At 70.1% G+C, this 16,765-nt stretch carries 19 protein-coding genes; 13 read left to right on the top strand and 6 right to left on the bottom strand.

What is annotated here, in order from left to right:
• Nucleotides 1-6 precede the first annotated feature (6 nt).
• From PXH83_RS03480 to PXH83_RS03450, 7 genes are all read left to right on the top strand, one after another.
• On the top strand, nucleotides 7-1,437 hold the full coding sequence (locus PXH83_RS03480) for a CitMHS family transporter (protein ID WP_274556503.1): 1,431 nt from the start codon (nucleotides 7-9) through the stop codon (nucleotides 1,435-1,437).
• A 156-nt stretch (nucleotides 1,438-1,593) separates the two neighbouring features.
• Nucleotides 1,594-2,319: a hypothetical protein gene (locus PXH83_RS03475; RefSeq protein WP_274556501.1), complete on the top strand. Its 726-nt coding sequence runs from the start codon at nucleotides 1,594-1,596 to the stop codon at nucleotides 2,317-2,319.
• Nucleotides 2,306-3,052, top strand: a complete 747-nt coding sequence (locus tag PXH83_RS03470; protein ID WP_274556499.1) for a class F sortase — start codon at nucleotides 2,306-2,308, stop codon at nucleotides 3,050-3,052. The genes PXH83_RS03475 and PXH83_RS03470 overlap by 14 nt, the downstream gene beginning before the upstream one ends.
• 78 nt (nucleotides 3,053-3,130) lie before the next feature.
• Nucleotides 3,131-3,598 (top strand): DUF3574 domain-containing protein, encoded by a 468-nt coding sequence (locus PXH83_RS03465; protein WP_274556496.1) that lies wholly within the window; start codon nucleotides 3,131-3,133, stop codon nucleotides 3,596-3,598.
• 162 nt (nucleotides 3,599-3,760) lie between these two features.
• On the top strand, nucleotides 3,761-5,155 hold the full coding sequence (locus PXH83_RS03460; protein WP_274556493.1) for an aldehyde dehydrogenase family protein: 1,395 nt from the start codon (nucleotides 3,761-3,763) through the stop codon (nucleotides 5,153-5,155).
• 96 nt (nucleotides 5,156-5,251) lie between these two features.
• The gene (locus PXH83_RS03455) at nucleotides 5,252-6,373 is read left to right on the top strand and encodes a Zn-dependent alcohol dehydrogenase (protein WP_274556491.1); all 1,122 of its coding nucleotides are present in this window, start codon (nucleotides 5,252-5,254) and stop codon (nucleotides 6,371-6,373) included.
• Between the two features lie 228 nt (nucleotides 6,374-6,601).
• Entirely contained in the window at nucleotides 6,602-7,942 is a 1,341-nt protein-coding gene (locus PXH83_RS03450) for an MFS transporter (protein ID WP_274556489.1), read from the top strand.
• 90 nt (nucleotides 7,943-8,032) lie between these two features.
• On the opposite strand, the gene tgmB is transcribed toward PXH83_RS03450, so the two are convergent.
• Nucleotides 8,033-8,962 carry an ATP-grasp ribosomal peptide maturase gene (gene tgmB / locus PXH83_RS03445; RefSeq protein WP_274556486.1) on the bottom strand — a complete coding sequence of 310 codons (930 nt, stop codon included), beginning with the start codon at nucleotides 8,960-8,962 and terminating at the stop codon, nucleotides 8,033-8,035.
• A gap of 17 nt (nucleotides 8,963-8,979) precedes the next feature.
• Entirely contained in the window at nucleotides 8,980-9,171 is a 192-nt protein-coding gene (gene tgmA, locus PXH83_RS03440) for a putative ATP-grasp-modified RiPP (protein WP_274556484.1), read from the bottom strand.
• 236 nt (nucleotides 9,172-9,407) lie between these two features.
• On the opposite strand from tgmA, the gene PXH83_RS03435 reads away from it, so the two are divergent.
• Both PXH83_RS03435 and PXH83_RS03430 read left to right on the top strand, forming a co-directional pair.
• Nucleotides 9,408-10,214, top strand: coding sequence for a cytochrome P450 family protein (locus PXH83_RS03435; protein WP_274556478.1), 807 nt, complete (start codon nucleotides 9,408-9,410; stop codon nucleotides 10,212-10,214).
• Nucleotides 10,211-10,999 (top strand): isocitrate lyase/PEP mutase family protein, encoded by a 789-nt coding sequence (locus PXH83_RS03430; protein ID WP_274556476.1) that lies wholly within the window; start codon nucleotides 10,211-10,213, stop codon nucleotides 10,997-10,999. Before PXH83_RS03435 ends, PXH83_RS03430 begins: the two co-directional genes overlap by 4 nt.
• A gap of 24 nt (nucleotides 11,000-11,023) precedes the next feature.
• Here the strand turns inward: PXH83_RS03430 and PXH83_RS03425 are convergent, their stop codons facing one another.
• Together PXH83_RS03425 and PXH83_RS03420 are read right to left on the bottom strand one after the other, a co-directional pair.
• Nucleotides 11,024-11,779 (bottom strand): ArsR/SmtB family transcription factor, encoded by a 756-nt coding sequence (locus PXH83_RS03425; protein ID WP_274556474.1) that lies wholly within the window; start codon nucleotides 11,777-11,779, stop codon nucleotides 11,024-11,026.
• A 14-nt stretch (nucleotides 11,780-11,793) separates the two neighbouring features.
• Complete coding sequence (locus PXH83_RS03420) at nucleotides 11,794-12,477, bottom strand: TetR/AcrR family transcriptional regulator (protein ID WP_274556472.1); 684 nt, start codon at nucleotides 12,475-12,477, stop codon at nucleotides 11,794-11,796.
• Between the two features lie 91 nt (nucleotides 12,478-12,568).
• Between PXH83_RS03420 and PXH83_RS03415 the strand changes: the two genes are divergently transcribed.
• The 3 genes from PXH83_RS03415 (at nucleotide 12,569) to PXH83_RS03405 (ending at nucleotide 14,836) form a co-directional block, all read left to right on the top strand.
• Nucleotides 12,569-13,756 carry an acyl-CoA dehydrogenase family protein gene (locus PXH83_RS03415; RefSeq protein WP_274556470.1) on the top strand — a complete coding sequence of 396 codons (1,188 nt, stop codon included), beginning with the start codon at nucleotides 12,569-12,571 and terminating at the stop codon, nucleotides 13,754-13,756.
• A gap of 61 nt (nucleotides 13,757-13,817) precedes the next feature.
• Nucleotides 13,818-14,105 carry a YiaA/YiaB family inner membrane protein gene (locus tag PXH83_RS03410; protein ID WP_274556467.1) on the top strand — a complete coding sequence of 96 codons (288 nt, stop codon included), beginning with the start codon at nucleotides 13,818-13,820 and terminating at the stop codon, nucleotides 14,103-14,105.
• 104 nt (nucleotides 14,106-14,209) lie between these two features.
• The gene (locus PXH83_RS03405) at nucleotides 14,210-14,836 is read left to right on the top strand and encodes a TetR/AcrR family transcriptional regulator (protein WP_274556465.1); all 627 of its coding nucleotides are present in this window, start codon (nucleotides 14,210-14,212) and stop codon (nucleotides 14,834-14,836) included.
• 51 nt (nucleotides 14,837-14,887) lie between these two features.
• Here the strand turns inward: PXH83_RS03405 and PXH83_RS03400 are convergent, their stop codons facing one another.
• A complete protein-coding gene (locus tag PXH83_RS03400; RefSeq protein ID WP_274556462.1) occupies nucleotides 14,888-15,349 on the bottom strand; it encodes a MaoC family dehydratase in 462 nt (153 codons plus the stop codon).
• 96 nt (nucleotides 15,350-15,445) lie between these two features.
• On the opposite strand from PXH83_RS03400, the gene soxR reads away from it, so the two are divergent.
• Nucleotides 15,446-15,934 carry a redox-sensitive transcriptional activator SoxR gene (gene soxR, locus PXH83_RS03395; RefSeq protein ID WP_274556460.1) on the top strand — a complete coding sequence of 163 codons (489 nt, stop codon included), beginning with the start codon at nucleotides 15,446-15,448 and terminating at the stop codon, nucleotides 15,932-15,934.
• Nucleotides 15,935-16,039: 105 nt separating this feature from the next.
• On the opposite strand, the gene PXH83_RS03390 is transcribed toward soxR, so the two are convergent.
• The gene (locus PXH83_RS03390; protein WP_274556458.1) at nucleotides 16,040-16,651 is read right to left on the bottom strand and encodes a hypothetical protein; all 612 of its coding nucleotides are present in this window, start codon (nucleotides 16,649-16,651) and stop codon (nucleotides 16,040-16,042) included.
• Nucleotides 16,652-16,765: the final 114 nt, after the last annotated feature.

Below are 16,765 nucleotides of genomic sequence, written 5' to 3'. Positions count from 1 at the left end.
CCCCAAATGCTGACAATCCTCGGATTCGTCATGATCGCGACCTTCCTGGTCCTGATCATGATGAAGAAGATGTCGCCGATCGCGGCGCTGGTGCTGATCCCGGCACTCTTCTGTGTGTTCGTCGGACAGGGCGCGAAACTCGGGGACTACGTCCTCGAAGGCGTCGGCAATCTCGCGCCCACCGCCGCGATGCTGATGTTCGCCATCGTCTACTTCGGCGTGATGATCGACGTGGGTCTCTTCGACCCGATCGTGCGAGGCATCCTGCGGTTCTGCAAGGCCGACCCGCTGCGCATCGTGGTGGGTACGGCCGCGCTCGCCGCGATCGTCTCGCTCGACGGCGACGGCTCGACCACCTTCATGATCACGGTCTCGGCGATGTACCCGCTGTACAAGCGGCTCGGCATGAGCCTGGTCGTCATGACCGGCGTCGCCGCCACCGCGAACGGCGTGATGAACACGCTGCCTTGGGGCGGCCCCACCGCCCGCGCCGCCACCGCGCTGAAGCTCGACGCGGCCGACATCTTCGTGCCGATGATTCCGGCGCTGGCCGTCGGACTGGTCTTCGTCTTCGTGCTGGCGTACGTGCTGGGCCGGCGCGAGCGCAAGCGGCTCGGGTATCTGTCGCTGGACGAGGCGGTCGAGGTCGAGTCGGAGGAGCAGGTGTTGGTGGGGGCGGGCGGCTGTGACTCCGAGCCCCGTAAGAGCGTTGGCGGTACGGGTACGGGTACGGGTACGGGTGCAGGTACGGGTACGAACGTCGGCCCTGGCGCCGATTCCGCGGACGGCGAGGGCTTCCAGGGCCTGGACCCCAACCGCGCGACCCTGCGCCCCAAGCTCTACTGGTTCAACGCCGGTCTCACCCTCGTCCTGCTCACGGCGATGATCACGGAACTGCTGCCGATCCCGGTGCTGTTCCTCATGGGTGCGGCTCTCGCTCTCACCGTCAACTACCCGAACATGGCCGAGCAGAAGGCCCGTATCGCCGCCCACGCGGACAACGTCCTCAATGTCGCCGGGATGGTCTTTGCTGCCGCGGTCTTCACCGGCGTACTCACCGGCACCGGCATGGTCGAGCACATGGCCGACTGGCTCGTCGGCGCCATCCCCGAGGGCATGGGCCCGCACATGGCCGTCGTCACCGGCATCCTGAGCCTCCCGCTCACCTACTTCATGTCGAACGACGGCTTCTACTTCGGCGTCCTGCCGGTCCTCGCCGAGGCCGGAGCCGCGCACGGAGTCTCGCCGCTCGAAATCGCCCGCGCTTCGCTGGTCGGCCAGGCGCTGCACATGTCGTCGCCGCTGGTCCCCGCCGTGTACGTCCTGGTGGGCATGGCCAAGGTCGAGTTCGGCGACCACACCAGGTTCACGGTCAAGTGGGCCGCGCTCACTTCGCTGGTGGTGCTGGCGGCGGGGATCGCGTTCGGCATCATCTGATCCCGCGGAGACCGCCCGCTCGGGCGGTCGTGGGGCTGGACGGGGGACATCGGAGGGTGGCGCGGCGTTTCGCCCACCCTCCGTACCCGTGCCGTGACAGATAGTCGGATTATCAGGTGATCTATCCGACATCTTCATGGTTTGGAGGAACCCCGCATGACTGTCCGACCACTTCTGCGCACCACCGTCGCCGGGCTCACCCTGGGCGCTGTCGCCCTGACGGGAGCACCGACGGCGCTCGCCGCCCCCGGCGACAATGGCAACGTGGTGATCCACTCTGTCGGCACGGCCTTCGCCAGCCAGAACAACGAGCCCGAGGTCTGTGCGTTCTACCTCGCAGCCTTCAAGTTCGACGGGCTCCAGCAGGTCTCCTGGAAGATCGATCCCCAGCCCCCCAAGCCGGCCGTTGCGAGCATCAACGGCCGGATCAGCCTCGGCGAAACGGGCACGGGTGTCACCACCCCGCTCAACCTGCCGAACGGCATGTACAAGGTCACCTGGACCTTCAAGGGCGCCCAGAACGCCCGCAAGATGAAGGTGTTCAAGGTCGAGTGCCCGGCCGGCGCGAACGGACCGGCCGCTGCCGCCAAGGGCGCCGCCGCGCCTCAGGGCAACCCGCCCCAGGGTGTCCCGCCTCAGGGCAACCTGCCCCAGGGTGTCCCGCCCCAGGGCAACCCGCCTCAGGGCAACCCGCCTCAGGGCAACCCGCCTCAGGGCATCCCGCCCAAGGGTCCCGTCGGCGCGGGCGGCGGCGGCATGGCCGAGACCAACGCCGAGAGCTCTTCGTTCGGCGTCGGTGCGATGATCGCGGCGGGCCTGGCGGGGACGGCCGGACTGATCCTCGTCCGTCGGTCCCGTCGCCGCACCGATGGCGCGTCGTAGGTACCGGTACTCGCGCAGGCAAAGGCGCCTCTTCCGTCTTGCCAGGACGGTGGTCGTGACCTGGCTGCTGGTCCAGGGCGTGATGTGGTGGGCCGGGGACGGGGACTCGTCGCCCGGCCCGCCGTCCGCCGCCGCGCCGGCGGCGGACGGGGCGGCGCAGGAGCCCTCGGAGGCGGAAGCCGGACCACGGCCGCAGGCGGAGCCGAAGCCCGAGCCCGAGGCGGAGTCGAAGCCGCCGCCTGCGCCGCTGTCGTCCTCGCCCGCGACCCGCCTCGCCATCCCCGCTTTCAATGTCGCGGCGCCGGTCGTCGGCCTGGGCCTCGACAAGTCCGGGCGCCTCATCACCCCGCCGGTGGACAATCCGCGCCTCGTCGGCTGGTACAACCGGGGCCCCAGCCCCGGCGAGAAGGGAACCGCCGTGGTCGTCGGTCACCGCGACACGCGGACCGGCCCCGCCATCTTCCTCAACCTCAAACTCCTCAAGCCCGGGAACACCGTGCGGTTGGCCCGTAAGGACGGCCGGGTTGCCGTGTTCACGGTCGACTCCGTGCGGACGTACGAGAAGTCGAAGTTCCCCGACAAAGAGGTGTACGGCTCCACCGGTCGCCCCGAGCTCCGAGTGCTCACCTGCGGCGGCGCGTTCGACCGCAAGGCGGGCTACGCGTCCAACGTCGTTGTCTTCGCCCATCTCACGGATGTCACCGGTCTCGCGGATCTCAACCGCAGGGCGTGATCCGGCGAGGGGCATTGGCTGTGCCGGGTGCGACCAACGCCCCCTGGCCGCCACTCCATCCGTACCGAAGGGGTCCCCATGCCTTTCCCGACCACGCGCACCCGCCTCGTCGCCGTCACGGCGGGCGTCCTCCTCGCCGTCGGCGCCCCGACCGCGTACGCCACGCTCGGCGGCGAAGCCCCGGCATCCGCCGCCTCGTCCGCCGCTGCCCGGGGCAAGGAGTACGTGGAAACGCGGCTCTTCTTCGGGACGCAGCGCCCCGACGGGGGCCCCGACGTCACCGACAAGCAGTTCATGCGCTTCGTGGAGCGGCACGTGACCAGCAGATTCCCGTCCGGGCTCACCGTGCAGAACGGGTGGGGGCAGTGGCGGGACGCCAACGGGACGATCGAGCGCGAGCGTTCGTACGAACTGATCCTGCTGTACCCCGGGTCGGAGGCCGAGGTCCGCGACGATCAGATCGAGCGGATCCGCGACGCCTACGAGCGCGCGTACGCCCAGGAGTCCGTGGCCCGCCTGGACGAGCCGACCTGGGCCGACTTCTGAGCCACTGATCCACGCCCCTGATCCGCGCCACTGAACCACCTCCGGCGGTCAACAGGCGACCGGCCCGAAACAGGCCTTCCTCACTCCGGTGCCCCTGGCGCCCAAAAACTAACATCGCTAGTTTGGGCTGTGGACGACTTACGCCAGCCCTTGGAGGATGCGATGAAGGCCCACGACGGGATGTACATCGGCGGTCAGTGGCGGCCCGCCGCAGGCCGGGACACGATCACGGTCGTGAACCCCGCCGACGAGCAGATCATCGGCCAGGTTCCGGCCGGTAACGCCGAAGACGTCGACACCGCCGTGCGCGCGGCGCGCGACGCCTTCCCGGGGTGGGCCGCGACCGCGCCCGCCGAGCGCGCCGCGAAGATCGCCGCGCTGCGCGACGTACTCGTGGCCCGCAAGGACGAGATCGCCGAGACGGTCACCGCCGAGCTGGGCTCACCGCTGGGCTTCTCGCAGATGGTGCACGCGGGGGTGCCGATCCTGGTTGCCGGGTCGTACGCCGAACTGGCCGCGACGTACTCCTTCGAGGAGAAGGTCGGGAACTCCACCGTGCTCCTGGAGCCGGTGGGTGTGGTCGGCGCGATCACGCCGTGGAACTACCCGCTGCACCAGATCGTCGCCAAGGTGGGACCCGCCCTCGCGGCGGGCTGCACGGTCGTACTCAAGCCCGCCGAGGACACCCCGCTGACCGCCCAGCTCTTCGCCGAGGCGGTCGACGAGGCCGGCATCCCGGCCGGTGTCTTCAACCTCGTCACCGGCCTCGGGCCGGTCGCGGGCCAGGCGCTCGCCGAGCACGACGGCGTCGACCTGGTCTCGTTCACCGGATCCACCGCCGTCGGCAAGCAGATCGGCGCGACGGCCGGCGCCGCCGTCAAGCGGGTGGCGCTGGAGCTGGGCGGCAAGTCGGCCAATGTCATCCTGCCGAGCGCCGATCTGGCCAAGGCGGTCAATGTCGGCATCGCCAATGTGATGAGCAACTCCGGCCAGACGTGCAGCGCGTGGACGCGGATGCTGGTCCACCGGGACCAGTACGACGAGGCCGTGGCCGTCGCCGCCGCTGCTGTCGCCAAGTACACCGTCGGTGACCGGGTGGGCCCGCTGGTCAACGCCAAGCAGCAGGCGCGCGTGCGCGGTTACATCGAGAAGGGCGTCGAGGAGGGCGCACGGCTCGTCGCCGGCGGCGCCGAGGCTCCGCTCGACAAGGGTTACTACGTCGCCCCGACCGTCTTCGCCGACGTCACTCCGGGCATGACCATCGCCCAGGAGGAGATCTTCGGTCCGGTCGTCTCCATCCTGAAGTACGAGGACGAGGACGAGGCGCTGCGTATCGCCAACGGCACGGTCTACGGCCTCGCGGGCGCGGTCTGGGCCGCCGACGAGGCGGAGGCCGTGGCCTTCGCCCGCCGCATGGACACCGGGCAGGTCGACATCAACGGTGGCCGCTTCAACCCGCTTGCGCCCTTCGGGGGCTACAAGCAGTCGGGTGTCGGGCGCGAGCTGGGGTCGCACGGCCTCTCCGAGTACCTGCAGACCAAGTCGCTGCAGTTCTGAGCGCGGGCGCTGCCGCCGCCCGGGCAGGTCCTCCGCCGAGGTTCCCCAGCCACCTCTCCCTCCGTCCTCCGTCCTCCGCGCAAGGAGTAACCCACTGTGGTCCGCGCCGCCATACTGCCCGCCGTCGGCTCCCCCCTGGAGATCCGCGACATCGAACTTCCGGAGCCGGGACCCGGCCAGGTGAGGGTCCGTCTCGCCGCTGCCGGGGTCTGCCACTCCGACCTCTCGCTGTCCAACGGCACCATGCGGGTGCCGGTCCCCGCCGTACTCGGCCACGAGGGCGCGGGCACAGTCGTCTCCGTCGGCGAGGGCGTCACGCATGTCGCCCCCGGTGACGGCGTGGTCCTCAACTGGGCGCCCTCCTGCGGGACGTGTCACCACTGCGGCATCGGCGAGGTGTGGCTGTGCGCCAGCGCCCTGTCCGGTGCCGCCAGTGTCTACGCCCGCACCGCGAGCGCAGCGAGATGGGGGTCCCCCCGGCCGGAGGCTGGGGGAGGCACGGACCTCCACCCCGGTCTGAACGTCGCGGCGTTCGCCGAGGAGACGGTTGTCGCCGCCAACTGCGTCCTGCCGGTCCCCGAAGGCATCCCGCTCACCGACGCGGCGCTGCTCGGCTGCGCGGTCCTCACCGGTTACGGGGCGGTCCACCACTCCGCGCGGGTACGTGCGGGCGAGTCGGTCGCGGTCTTCGGAGTCGGCGGGGTCGGCCTGGCCGTCCTCCAGTCGGCCCGTATCGCGGGCGCGGGGCAGATCGTCGCCGTCGACATGTCCCCGGCGAAGGAGGAGCTGGCGCGGGCCGCCGGAGCCACCGACTTCGTGATCGCCTCCGAGACCACCGCCAAGGAGGTCCGCAAGCTCACCGGTGCCGCGCAGGGCGTCGACGTGGCCGTCGAGTGCGTGGGCCGGGCCCTCACCATCCGTGCGGCGTGGGACTCCACGCGGCGGGGCGGGCGGACCACGGTCGTCGGCATCGGCGGCAAGGACCAGCAGGTCACGTTCAACGCCCTGGAGATCTTCCACTTCGGCCGTACGCTCTCGGGCTGCGTGTACGGCAACTCCGACCCGGAGCGTGACCTGCCCGTGCTCGCCGACCACATCCGGGCCGGACGCCTCGACCTGAGCAGCATGGTCACCGAACAGATCGGCCTCGACGGCATCCCGGCCGCGTTCGACAACATGCTGGCGGGCAAGGGGGGCCGCGCCCTGGTCGTCTTCTAGCCCGAGCTAGCGGCCCTGCATTTCCGGCACCCCGGACGCCATTGTGCGGCCGGGGTGCTTGTGCTGCGCGGAGGCGGTTGCGGCCGGGGCGACGGAGCGGCGGAAACTCCGGATGCCAGACCCGTTGACCGCCGTACCATCCGGTCGGTACGGTCCCGGCACATCTCGGCGCCGCCCCCCTGTTACGTCCCCTGTTACGTCCCCCGCACCCATCGGAGTGTGCACAGCATGGACACGGCACCTTCCCCGCTCACGGACACCACGAACTCCCCGCCCGCCGACCGCAATCGCCGCAAAGTCGCCACTGCGGCCGCCCTCGCGTCCGCCGTCGAGTGGTACGACTACTTCGTCTTCGGCATCGCAGCGGCTCTCGTCCTCGGAGACCTGTACTTCCCGTCCGGCAGCTCGTCGGCGGGTGTGCTCGCCGCCTTCGCCACCTTTGCCGTCGGCTTCCTCGCCCGCCCCGTCGGCGGCATCATCGCAGGTCAGCTGGGTGATAAGCGCGGCCGCAAGCCGATGCTGGTAATGGCCCTGACCCTGATGGGCCTCGCCACCACCGGAATCGGCCTCCTGCCGACGTACGAGACGATCGGCATCGCGGCACCGATCCTGCTGGTCCTGCTCCGCGTCGCCCAGGGCATCGCGGTCGGTGCGCAGTGGGGCGGCGCGATGCTGATGGCCACGGAGTACGCCCCGGAGGGGAAGCGCGGCCTGTACGGCAGCCTGGTCCAGCTCGGTGTGCCGATCGGTGTGGTGACCGCCAACACCGTCTTCCTCATCGCGGGTGCGACCACCAGTGAGAGCGCCTTCGCGTCGTGGGGATGGCGGGTGCCGTTCTTCGTGGGCATCCTCGTGCTCGTACTCGCCTGGTACATCCACACGCGGGTCGAGGAGACACCTGCCTTCCGGGAGGCCGAACGGGCTCTGGCGGAGCAGGAGAAGGGCGCGGACGCCGCCCGGTCGCCGCTGCGTACGATCCTGACGAAGCATCTCGGCACGGTGTTCCTGGCCGGTGGTTCGTTCGCCGTCAATACCGCGACGTTCTACATCATCATCACCGGCGTGCTGGACTACGCGACGCGCGAACTGGACATGAAGCGCAGCGCGGTTCTCGCGGTGTCGTTGTGCGTCAGCCTCACCCAGCTGGCGCTGATCCCGGCGGCTGCGGCGCTCTCGGACCGTATCGGGCGACTGCGGATCTACGCGGCGGGTGCGGTGGGCCTGCTGGTGTGGGCGGTACCGATGTTCCTGCTGATCGACACGGGGTCGCTGGTGTGGCTGGCGGTGGGCACGTTCGTGTGCAGCTGCTTCCTGAGCATCATGTACGGGCCGCAGGCGGCGCTGTTCGCGGAGCTGTTCACGGCGGAGATGCGATACACCGGGGCATCGCTCGGATATCAGATCGCGGCGGTCTTCGGGGGCGGGCTGGCGCCGTTCGTGATGGTGCTGCTGCTTGAGGTGTTCGGTACGTCGATGGCGGTGTCGGGGTACATCGTGGGCCTCGCGGTGATCGCCCTGCTGTCGATCAGGGTGCTGGCGAAGCGGGCGGCGGCGGACGCGGTGCGGTAGACCCCCCCGGACGGGCTGGTAAATCCAGCCCGTCCGGCGTTTGAGGGCAGACGGGGGACCCGCACTGGCACCCGCTCACGTACGCGCGGCCTACGCAGCCGCGGTGGCCAGCCAGGAAGCGACCGCCTCCGCGATGGGCTGACCCGTCTCCAGCTCGACAAAGCCGAACTGGCCCCCCTGATTGCACTCCAGGAACCACCACAGGCCCTCGGCATCCTCGGCGAAGTCGAAAGCTCCGTAAGCCAGACCGGCAAGCTCGGTGTATTCATGGACAGCCCGGGCCACGCGATCGGGCACGTCGGCCGGCTCCCAGGCCTCACCGGTCGCGGCGTATCGCCCGTCCACCTGCCCGGAGGGCGATTCCTTGCGGGCCGCGAACAGTCGCCCGCCCACACAGGTCAGCCGGATGTCGGCCCGCTTGGGGATGTACTGCTGGAGGAGCGTGGGCCCGGCCGCGACGCCGTCGAAGTCCGCCTCCGGCCCGATGCGGGTGGTGGGAAGCGCGATCGGCGGATCACCGGGCGGCGGTCCCGAAGCGGACTTCACCACGATGTCCCGGTGCTGCGCCGCGAATTGGCGGGCCACGCGAGGGAACGTGGTCACGACCGTGGGGGGCACGGCGAAACCGCTGCGATGGGCAACCCGCAGTTGCCATGGCTTGCAGCGGGCCTGCGCTGCCACGCAGGGATGGTTCATCCACCGTGCGGTCGTGGAATACAGCATCCCGTACAGGGCCTGCCGCGACTCGGCGGTGAGCCACTCCGACGGCTCGGGGGCGTGTGCCGCGGGCTCGCCCGGCCTGCGTACCCATATGGAGCGCAGGCCACTCATGCTCACCATGCGCCCTTCGGACGACAGATAGCCGTCGAAGTCGCCACTGATGTACTCCGCCGACATGGTGGCTTCCTCGGGCAGATCCGCAGGATCGAAACGCACCAAAGGGACCCCCCGTGCGTGCAGCTTGGCCACCACCATGTCCGTCGTCACATCCTGCGGGCAGGTCAGGATCAGCACAGTCATCGACGCCGCCGGGCCGGTCAGTCGTCGAAGTGCGTCTGGGAACCGGCTGTTGACGTCGTGGTGCCCGCTGCCAGGAGCACTGCCCGGTCGGCGATGGCAGGGCGTCCGTCGGGCAGGACGTTCAACTGGAGTGCGGAGTCGTAGGTGTAAGGGAGGGTGACTGCTGAATTCTCCGCCGGAAGTGCGTAGTTCAACACGAACGGTTTCATGAGTCTCCTTCAGTGCCTGTGGCGTGCGGTCGTGCGGTCCTGCGGACTTGCCTTGCCACACGTAACAGTACGTAAAGAAGATGTACACATGTCGCTACGCTGCGTGATATTCGGGCCTTATCGGGGTGAAGAACGTCACACCGTGCGTGGCTGGAACAGGAGCAACGCGAAAGCCGTACAACACGTCGCCGCACTCTTCGGCGGCGGCCGAAGAGTCACGGGCTTACGTTCGGTGCATGACGACGCCTGTGCCGGACGTACGTGCCGTGCTCTGCGACCCCCGGTTCATCGTGCCGCCCGCCACCGCTGACGGGGCCGCGCCGATGGGCACCATGCGGTGGCTGCGCCGCACGGTGCCGCGCTTCAGCAACGGTGCGGTGCATGTACGCCGACGGGCTTTGACGGAAGGGGAGTTGCGGCTGCTCGACCCCGCCCGTCTCCGGGCCGGGGCCAGGTCCCTGACGCGGCAGGTCACGCGGGACGCGGCGCCGTATGTGCCGGTGGCGGTGCTGGGGGCCGCGCTCGGAGCGCGCGGTGGATCCGACGAGGTCGACGAGGTCGACGCGTTCGCCGAGGTCGTCGCGGCGACGCGCGTGGTGGCCGCCGCGTACCGGCCGGGGGCGGCGCCCGGGGCGATGGCCCAGGCGGACGAGGGCGTACGGACGCTGGTGGTCCTGCTGCCCGACGGTGAGCCCGAGGCCGTCGCGAACCGGATCGGGCTCCTCGTGCAGACGTGTGACGCGACGGCGGCCCTGATCACGAACGCGCTTGCCGCGCGACCGTCACAATCCGGCCAGGGCGCCGACGAGTTGGTGGCCGAGACGCTGCGCCTCGACCCGCCTGTGCGTGGCACCCAGCGGGTTGCCGCCGCGGGGGCGACCCTGCACGGCCGGCCCGTCGCCGAGGGCACCGAGGTGCCTCTGGACCTCGCGGCCGCCGACGCTCCCTTCGGGCACGGCATGCGCCCGTGCCCGGGATCCTTGCACGCCGTGGCGCTGGCCTGCGGCGTACTCGACGTACTCCTTGAGGAGACCTCTTCATGAACCGTTACGAGCAGTTCCGCGGCCTGCACCACCGCCCGGGCACCCCGCTTCTCCTGCCCAACGCCTGGGACCACGCGTCCGCCGCCGCGCTCGCCGAGGCCGGTTTCGCCGCGATCGGCACGACCAGCCTCGGCGTCGCGTCGGCCGCCGGAAAGTCCGACGCGACGGGCGCCGCCCGCGAGGAGACGCTCCAACTCGGGCGCGGCCTGGCCCGGTTGACGGTCCCGGTGAGCGTGGACATCGAGGGAGGCTTCGGCGGGGAGCCTGCGGAGGTCGCCGAGCTGGCGGCGGATCTGGTACGCGTCGGGGTGGCCGGCGTGAACATCGAAGACGGCCGCCCCGGTGGGGCCCTCGCCCCCGTGGCGTACCAGCGTGAGCTGATCCGCGCGGTGAAGGACGCGGCGCCCACGCTGTTCGTGAACGCCCGTACGGACACGTACTGGCTTCCGGGGCACGCGGACGAGACGGCGTACCGGCTGTCGGCCTACGAAGACGCGGGCGCGGACGGTCTGTTCGTCCCCGGCCTGCAGGACGAGCCGGTCATCGGGACTCTGACGGCGAAGTACGAGACGCCGCTCAATGTCCTGTACACGCCGGGCGGTTTGACGGTGGCCCGCTTGGGCGCGCTAGGGGTGGCCAGAATCAGCCTGGGCTCGCTGCTCTTCCGCGCGGCGGTGCACCGAGCGGTGGAGCTTGCGGGGGCGGTGGCTCGGGACGAGGCGGATGTGGTGGGAGTGCCGACGTACGACACGGCGGACGGGTGGGCGGGGGCGTACGGGGGATAGGTGCGGTGGTGGTGGAGTGGGGCCTCAACCGCCCCACTCCACCACCCCCAGCGTCTCCCGCAGCGCCCGTTCCCCCTCCGCCGTCACCTTCACCGCCCGCTCCGAGCCGATCCGTACGCACCACCCGGCATCCAGCGCGTGCCCGCAAAGCGCCGCCCCCGCGATCCCGGCCAGGTGCGGGCGGCGTTCCGTCCAGTCCAGGCAGGCTCGTACCAGCGGTCGTCGGCCCGTGCGTTGCAGGGGTATGCCGAGCGCGCCGAACCACCCCACCCCGGCATCCGTCAGCGCGAAGCCGGCGTCCTGGCGCAGCAGGCCGCGTTCGGTCATCGCATCGGTGATCACGATGCCGATCCGCCCGGCGAGGTGGTCGTAACACGTACGCCCGCGTGCCATCGCGCTGCTCGCGTTCGCAGCACGCAGTGTGCGCGGGCGTTCGTCGGCCGGCGGGGCAACGTGCGCGGCGAGGTCTTCCACCAGGTGCGCCATCGCCGCGTCGGCGAGCCGTACATACCGGTGGCGGCCCTGGCGCTCCTCCGCGAGCAGCCCGCCCGCGACGAGCTTGCCGAGGTGCTCGCTCGCGGTCGACGGCGCCACCCGCGCGTGCCGCGCGAGCTCGCCGGCCGTCCAGGCCCGCCCGTCGAGCAGGGCCAGACAGAAGGACGCCCGCGTCTCGTCGGCGAGGAGCGTGGCCAGGGCCGCGAGGCGACGGGCCGGGGAGGACCCGGTCTGCGAGTCGTTGTGCGAGTCGTTCTGCGAGGGGTTGTGCGAGGGGTGCGCCATGCATCCAGGATGCGTCAGCGACCCTTCGGCCCAGACCGAACCGTCGCGTGTTGCCCGTGCTGCCCGTGCTGCTCGTATTGCAGCGCCAGACCGTCGAGCAGCGCCCTCAGCCCCGTCTCGAACGCCCCCTCGTCGACCTTCTGCCGGCGCTCGGCCAGCAGATGCGCCTGCCCGAGGTGCGGATAGTCCTCCGGGTCGTACGCCGCCTCGTCGTCGACGAAGCCGCTCGCGAAGGAGCCGAGCGCCGAGCCGGTGATGAAGTACCGCATCAGCGCGCCGATGTACGTCGCCTGGGCGGGCGGCCAACCCGCCCCGACCATCGCGCCGAACACCGCGTCCGCGACCCGCAGGCCCGCCGGGCGGCGGCCCGGACCCCGGGCCAGGACCGGGACGATGTTCGGGTGCTCGGTGAGCGCCGCGCGGTAGGAGACCGCCCAGTCGTGCAGCGCGGTGCGCCAGTCCCGGCCGTCCGACTCGTCGAACATCGACAGGTCGACCCTCGCCTGGACGGCGTCGGCGACCGCTTCGAGGATCTCGTCCTTGTTGCGGAAGTGGTTGTAGAGGGAGGGGCCGCTGACCCCGAGCTCGGCCGCGAGTCGCCGCGTGGAGACCGCTTCCAGTCCCTCGGCGTCCACGAGCGCGCCTGCCGCCAGGACGATGCGGTCACGGCTGAGGAGGGGCTTGCGCGGGCGGGCCATGCGGCTCATAGTAGGGCCTGCCAGCCAGAAGCTAGCAGTGCTAATTAAAGCCTCATCGAAAAGAAGACTCATCGACAAGTGGGGTGCCGGGATGAATCTGGAGCTCAGTGAGGAGCAGGCCGCGGTACGGCAGCTCGCCCGGGACTTCGTCGGCCGCGAGATCACCCCGCACGCCGCCGAGTGGGACCGGGCCGAGAGCGTCGACCGCGCCATCGTGAAGAAGCTCGGAGCGCTCGGCTTCCTGGGACTCACGATCCCTGAGGAGTACGGCGGCTCCGCCGGCGACCACCTCGCGTACTGCCTCGTCACGGAGGAACTCGGCCGCGGTGACTCCTCGGTGCGCGGCATCGTCTCCGTATCGCTCGGTCTGGTCGCCAAGACCATCGCGTCCTGGGGGAGCGAGGCGCAGAAGCGGCAGTGGCTGCCCGGCCTCACGTCCGGCGAACTGGTCGGCTGCTTCGGCCTCACCGAGCCGGGCACCGGCTCCGACGCGGGCAACCTCACGACCCGCGCGGTGCGCGACGATGGGGGTACCTCCCGTTCGAGCGGAGCCGAGAGCGGGGGAAATTACGTCGTCAACGGCTCCAAGATGTTCATCACCAATGGCACTTGGGCCGATGTGGTGCTGCTGTTCGCCCGCTCCACCGACGCCCCGGGCCACAAGGGCGTATCCGCCTTCCTCGTCCCCACCGACACCCCCGGCCTGACCCGCCGTGAGATCCATGGCAAGCTCGGCCTGCGCGGCCAGGCCACCGCCGAACTGGTCCTCGAAGACGTACGCGTCCCCGCCTCCGCCATGCTGGCGCCCGAAGGCAAGGGCTTCTCCGTAGCCATGTCGGCACTCGCCAAGGGGCGTATGTCCGTCGCGGCGGGCTGTGTCGGCATAGCGCAGGCCGCCCTGGACGCGGCCGTGACGTACGCGACCGAGCGAGAGCAGTTCGGCAAGAGCATCGCCCGTCACCAGCTCGTCCAGGAGCTGATCACCGACATTGCGGTGGACGTGGACGCCGCCCGCCTGCTGACCTGGCGCGTCGCCGACCTGATCGATCGCGGCGAGCCGTTCGTGACCGAGGCGTCCAAAGCGAAGCTCTTCGCCTCCGAGGCCGCCGTACGGGCCGCGAACAACGCCCTCCAGGTGTTCGGCGGCTACGGCTACATCGACGAGTACCCGGTGGGCAAGCTGCTGCGCGACGCGCGCGTGATGACGCTCTACGAGGGCACCAGCCAGATCCAGAAGCTGCTCATCGGCCGTGCCCTGACCGGCGTTTCGGCATTCTGAGTACGTCATGTGAGTACGTGAGCGGATGCCGCCCGCCCCGCCGCCGCCGATGCTGTCCGTCATGAGCGACACAACGGTCAAGCAGCAGAACACGACGGCGTACTACGGACAGGCCGTCATCGCCTTCGCGATCGCCCTGGGCGCCGTGACCCTCGGGATCCTCTACCTCGAAGCCGACGCCTGGGTGCGCGCCTTCCTGGCCATCGGCGTCCTCTACCTCGTCACCTCCGCCTTCACGCTCGCCAAGGTCATCAGGGACCGGCAGGAGGCGGGGCAGATCGTGAGCCGCGTAGACCAGGCCAGGCTGGAGAAGCTCCTCGCCGAGCACGACCCGTTCCAGAAGCTCTGAGTATGCTCCGCGCCAATGTCCAGGCCAATCTCCGCGCCATTCTCTAAGCGCTTGCTCACCGTCGGGGTATGGTGTTCGTCCTGCTGGAAACGAAGGGGCGAACGATGACCACGGCGGAGGAGACGGCCGACGGCGAGAACATGCCGTGGGACGAGGTCACCCCTGAGGCGGCCAGGAGACTGCTTGTCGCCGCCGTCGAGGCGTTCGCCGAGCGCGGCTACCACGCGACCACCACCCGCGACATCGCGGGCCGCGCCGGGATGAGCCCGGCCGCGCTCTACATCCACTACAAGACCAAGGAAGAGCTGCTCCACCGGATCAGCCGGATCGGCCACGGCAAGGCCCTGGAGATCCTGGAGGCCGCCGCGAACGGCCCGGGCAGCCCCGCCGAGCGGCTCGCCGACGCCGTACGCTCCTTCGTCCGCTGGCACGCCGGACGGCGCACCACCGCGCACGTGGTCCAGTACGAACTCGACTCGCTCGACGCCGAGCACCGTGCCGAGATCGTCGAGCTGCGCCGCAAGAGCGACGCCGCGGTGCGCCGCATCATCAACGAGGGCGTGCAGGCGGGCGAGTTCGACGTCCCCGACGTGCCCGGGACCACCCTCGCGGTGCTCTCGCTCTGCATCGACGTGGCCCGCTGGTTCGACACCAAGGGACGCAGGACGCCCGACGAGGTCGGCGAGCTCTACGCCGACCTCGTCCTGCGCATGGTGGGCACGCGCACGTAGAGCTTCAGAAGCACTGGCGCTCAGAAGCAGCAGGGCTCAGAAGCAGCAGCGCTAGAAGTAGTAACGGGACACCGACTCCGCCACGCATGCCGGCTTGTCGCCGCCCTCGCGCTCCACCGTGACGACGGCGGTCACCTGTACGCCGCCGCCCGCGTCGGTGACGTCCTTGAGCACCGCCGTCGCGCGCAGCCGCGAGCCGACCGGCACGGGGGACGGGAAACGCACCTTGTTGGTGCCGTAGTTGACGCCCATCTTCATGCCCTCGACCCGCATGATCTGCGGGACCAGTGCGGGCAGCAGCGAGAGCGTCAGATAGCCGTGCGCGATCGTCGACCCGAACGGGCCGGCCGCGGCCTTCTCGGGGTCCACATGGATCCACTGGTGATCGCCTGTCGCATCGGCGAAAAGGTCGATCCGCTTCTGGTCGACCTCCAGCCAGTCGCTGTGCCCCAGCTGCTCGCCGACCCCGGCGCGCAGCTCGTCGGCGGACGTGAAGATCCTCGGCTCTGCCATGTCCCTGCCCCTGCCTCTCAACGAATGTCTAAGCGCTTGCTCAGCATCCTTGGGAGGCCCGCTCCTGTCAACGGATGGCCCAGTAGGGTTCGAGGAGTGCCGCAGATTCCAGAGAAGATCCATGAACTCACGGTCGGCCAGCTGTCCGCGCGCAGCGGCGCCGCCGTGTCCGCCCTTCACTTCTACGAGTCCAAGGGCCTCATCAGCAGCCGCAGGACCGCGGGCAACCAGCGCCGCTTCGGCCGCGACGCCCTGCGCCGGGTCGCCTTCGTACGCGCGGCGCAGCGCGTGGGCATCCCGCTCGCCACCATCAGGGACGCCCTGGCCGAACTTCCCGAGGAGCGCACGCCCAACCGTGCGGACTGGGCCAGGCTTTCCGAGGCCTGGCGCTCGGAACTGGACGAACGGATCAAGCAGCTCGGCAGGCTGCGCGACCACCTCACCGACTGCATCGGCTGCGGCTGCCTGTCCATGGAGACCTGCGTACTGTCCAACCCGGACGACGTCTTCGGCGAGCGCATGACAGGATCCCGGCTGCTCCCCGAGCGCAAGAGCGCGCAGGACTGCGAGCAGTCGGCCACCTGAGCGCGCATGCGGTGGCGGCGCATCGGCAAAGCGGTCAACAGGGTCAACGCGGGGGCGCGGCAGCACACTGCGCGCCGCGCCCCCGCGTGCTCACCCACCGATCGCTCACGCCACCGATGCCAGTTCCCTGCGCCGTGCCTTCTTGGACTCCGCCAGTGCCTCGGGCGTCAGTACGGGCCTCGGCACCAGGATGCCGCAGCCCGTGCAGACCGGTCCCGACCACGGCTCGTGAGTCAGTTCCTGCTTCCAGACGATCCTGACATCCGCGCACACCGGGCACACCGCGCCGGGCTCGGACTCCAGGGCGGAGATCAGCCGGCGCAGTACGTCGCCGAGCGTCGCCGCCGGATGGACCGAGGGATCGTCGCACCATGCAATCCCGCAGCCTCCCCACGTGCGCCGGTGCCAGTCGTCGAAGGAGCCGGGGCGCCGCAGCCCGTCGTGCTTCTCGCGCTTGCGCCGCTTGGCGAACTCCACTTCGTACACGAGCCAGACGGCCCGTGCCTCTTCCAGTTCGTCGAGCGCGGCCACCAGCCGCGCCGGATCGGGCTCCCTGTCCTCGGGTTCGATCCTGTGCCGTGAGCACAGGTGGTCCCAGGTCGCCCGGTGCCCATAAGGGGCAAACCTCTCCAGGCATTTGCGCAGCGAATACCGCCGCAGTGCCAGATCGCACCGCGGATCGCGCACCTGTCTCGCAAGACTCCGGAAACCGGCCATTGCACTGCCACCTCCGTCGCTGGTACTTCGGCGTCACAGAGTGGACGTACGCCTACCCGGATCGGCTCCATCGAAATTCGAATCGAACCCATCAATGGGGATTTTGGCGAGTTG

Source organism: Streptomyces spiramyceticus (assembly GCF_028807635.1).
GTDB classification, from domain to species: Bacteria; Actinomycetota; Actinomycetes; order Streptomycetales; family Streptomycetaceae; genus Streptomyces; species Streptomyces spiramyceticus.
Note: the sequence above shows the minus strand (reverse complement) of the source record. Positions and strands in the feature narration are given on the sequence as shown.

Coding starts and splice junctions, on each gene's coding strand:
- PXH83_RS03475 (WP_274556501.1), top strand. CDS start 1,594: ATGACTGTCCGACCACTTCTGCGCACCACCGTCGCCGGGCTCACCCTG.
- PXH83_RS03400 (WP_274556462.1), bottom strand. CDS start 15,349: ATGGCAGAGCCGAGGATCTTCACGTCCGCCGACGAGCTGCGCGCCGGG.
- PXH83_RS03390 (WP_274556458.1), bottom strand. CDS start 16,651: ATGGCCGGTTTCCGGAGTCTTGCGAGACAGGTGCGCGATCCGCGGTGC.
- tgmB (WP_274556486.1), bottom strand. CDS start 8,962: ATGACTGTGCTGATCCTGACCTGCCCGCAGGATGTGACGACGGACATG.
- PXH83_RS03430 (WP_274556476.1), top strand. CDS start 10,211: ATGAACCGTTACGAGCAGTTCCGCGGCCTGCACCACCGCCCGGGCACC.
- PXH83_RS03470 (WP_274556499.1), top strand. CDS start 2,306: ATGGCGCGTCGTAGGTACCGGTACTCGCGCAGGCAAAGGCGCCTCTTC.
- PXH83_RS03415 (WP_274556470.1), top strand. CDS start 12,569: ATGAATCTGGAGCTCAGTGAGGAGCAGGCCGCGGTACGGCAGCTCGCC.
- PXH83_RS03465 (WP_274556496.1), top strand. CDS start 3,131: ATGCCTTTCCCGACCACGCGCACCCGCCTCGTCGCCGTCACGGCGGGC.
- PXH83_RS03410 (WP_274556467.1), top strand. CDS start 13,818: ATGAGCGACACAACGGTCAAGCAGCAGAACACGACGGCGTACTACGGA.
- PXH83_RS03450 (WP_274556489.1), top strand. CDS start 6,602: ATGGACACGGCACCTTCCCCGCTCACGGACACCACGAACTCCCCGCCC.
- PXH83_RS03425 (WP_274556474.1), bottom strand. CDS start 11,779: ATGGCGCACCCCTCGCACAACCCCTCGCAGAACGACTCGCACAACGAC.
- PXH83_RS03435 (WP_274556478.1), top strand. CDS start 9,408: ATGACGACGCCTGTGCCGGACGTACGTGCCGTGCTCTGCGACCCCCGG.
- PXH83_RS03405 (WP_274556465.1), top strand. CDS start 14,210: ATGACCACGGCGGAGGAGACGGCCGACGGCGAGAACATGCCGTGGGAC.
- PXH83_RS03480 (WP_274556503.1), top strand. CDS start 7: ATGCTGACAATCCTCGGATTCGTCATGATCGCGACCTTCCTGGTCCTG.
- tgmA (WP_274556484.1), bottom strand. CDS start 9,171: ATGAAACCGTTCGTGTTGAACTACGCACTTCCGGCGGAGAATTCAGCA.
- PXH83_RS03420 (WP_274556472.1), bottom strand. CDS start 12,477: ATGGCCCGCCCGCGCAAGCCCCTCCTCAGCCGTGACCGCATCGTCCTG.
- PXH83_RS03460 (WP_274556493.1), top strand. CDS start 3,761: ATGAAGGCCCACGACGGGATGTACATCGGCGGTCAGTGGCGGCCCGCC.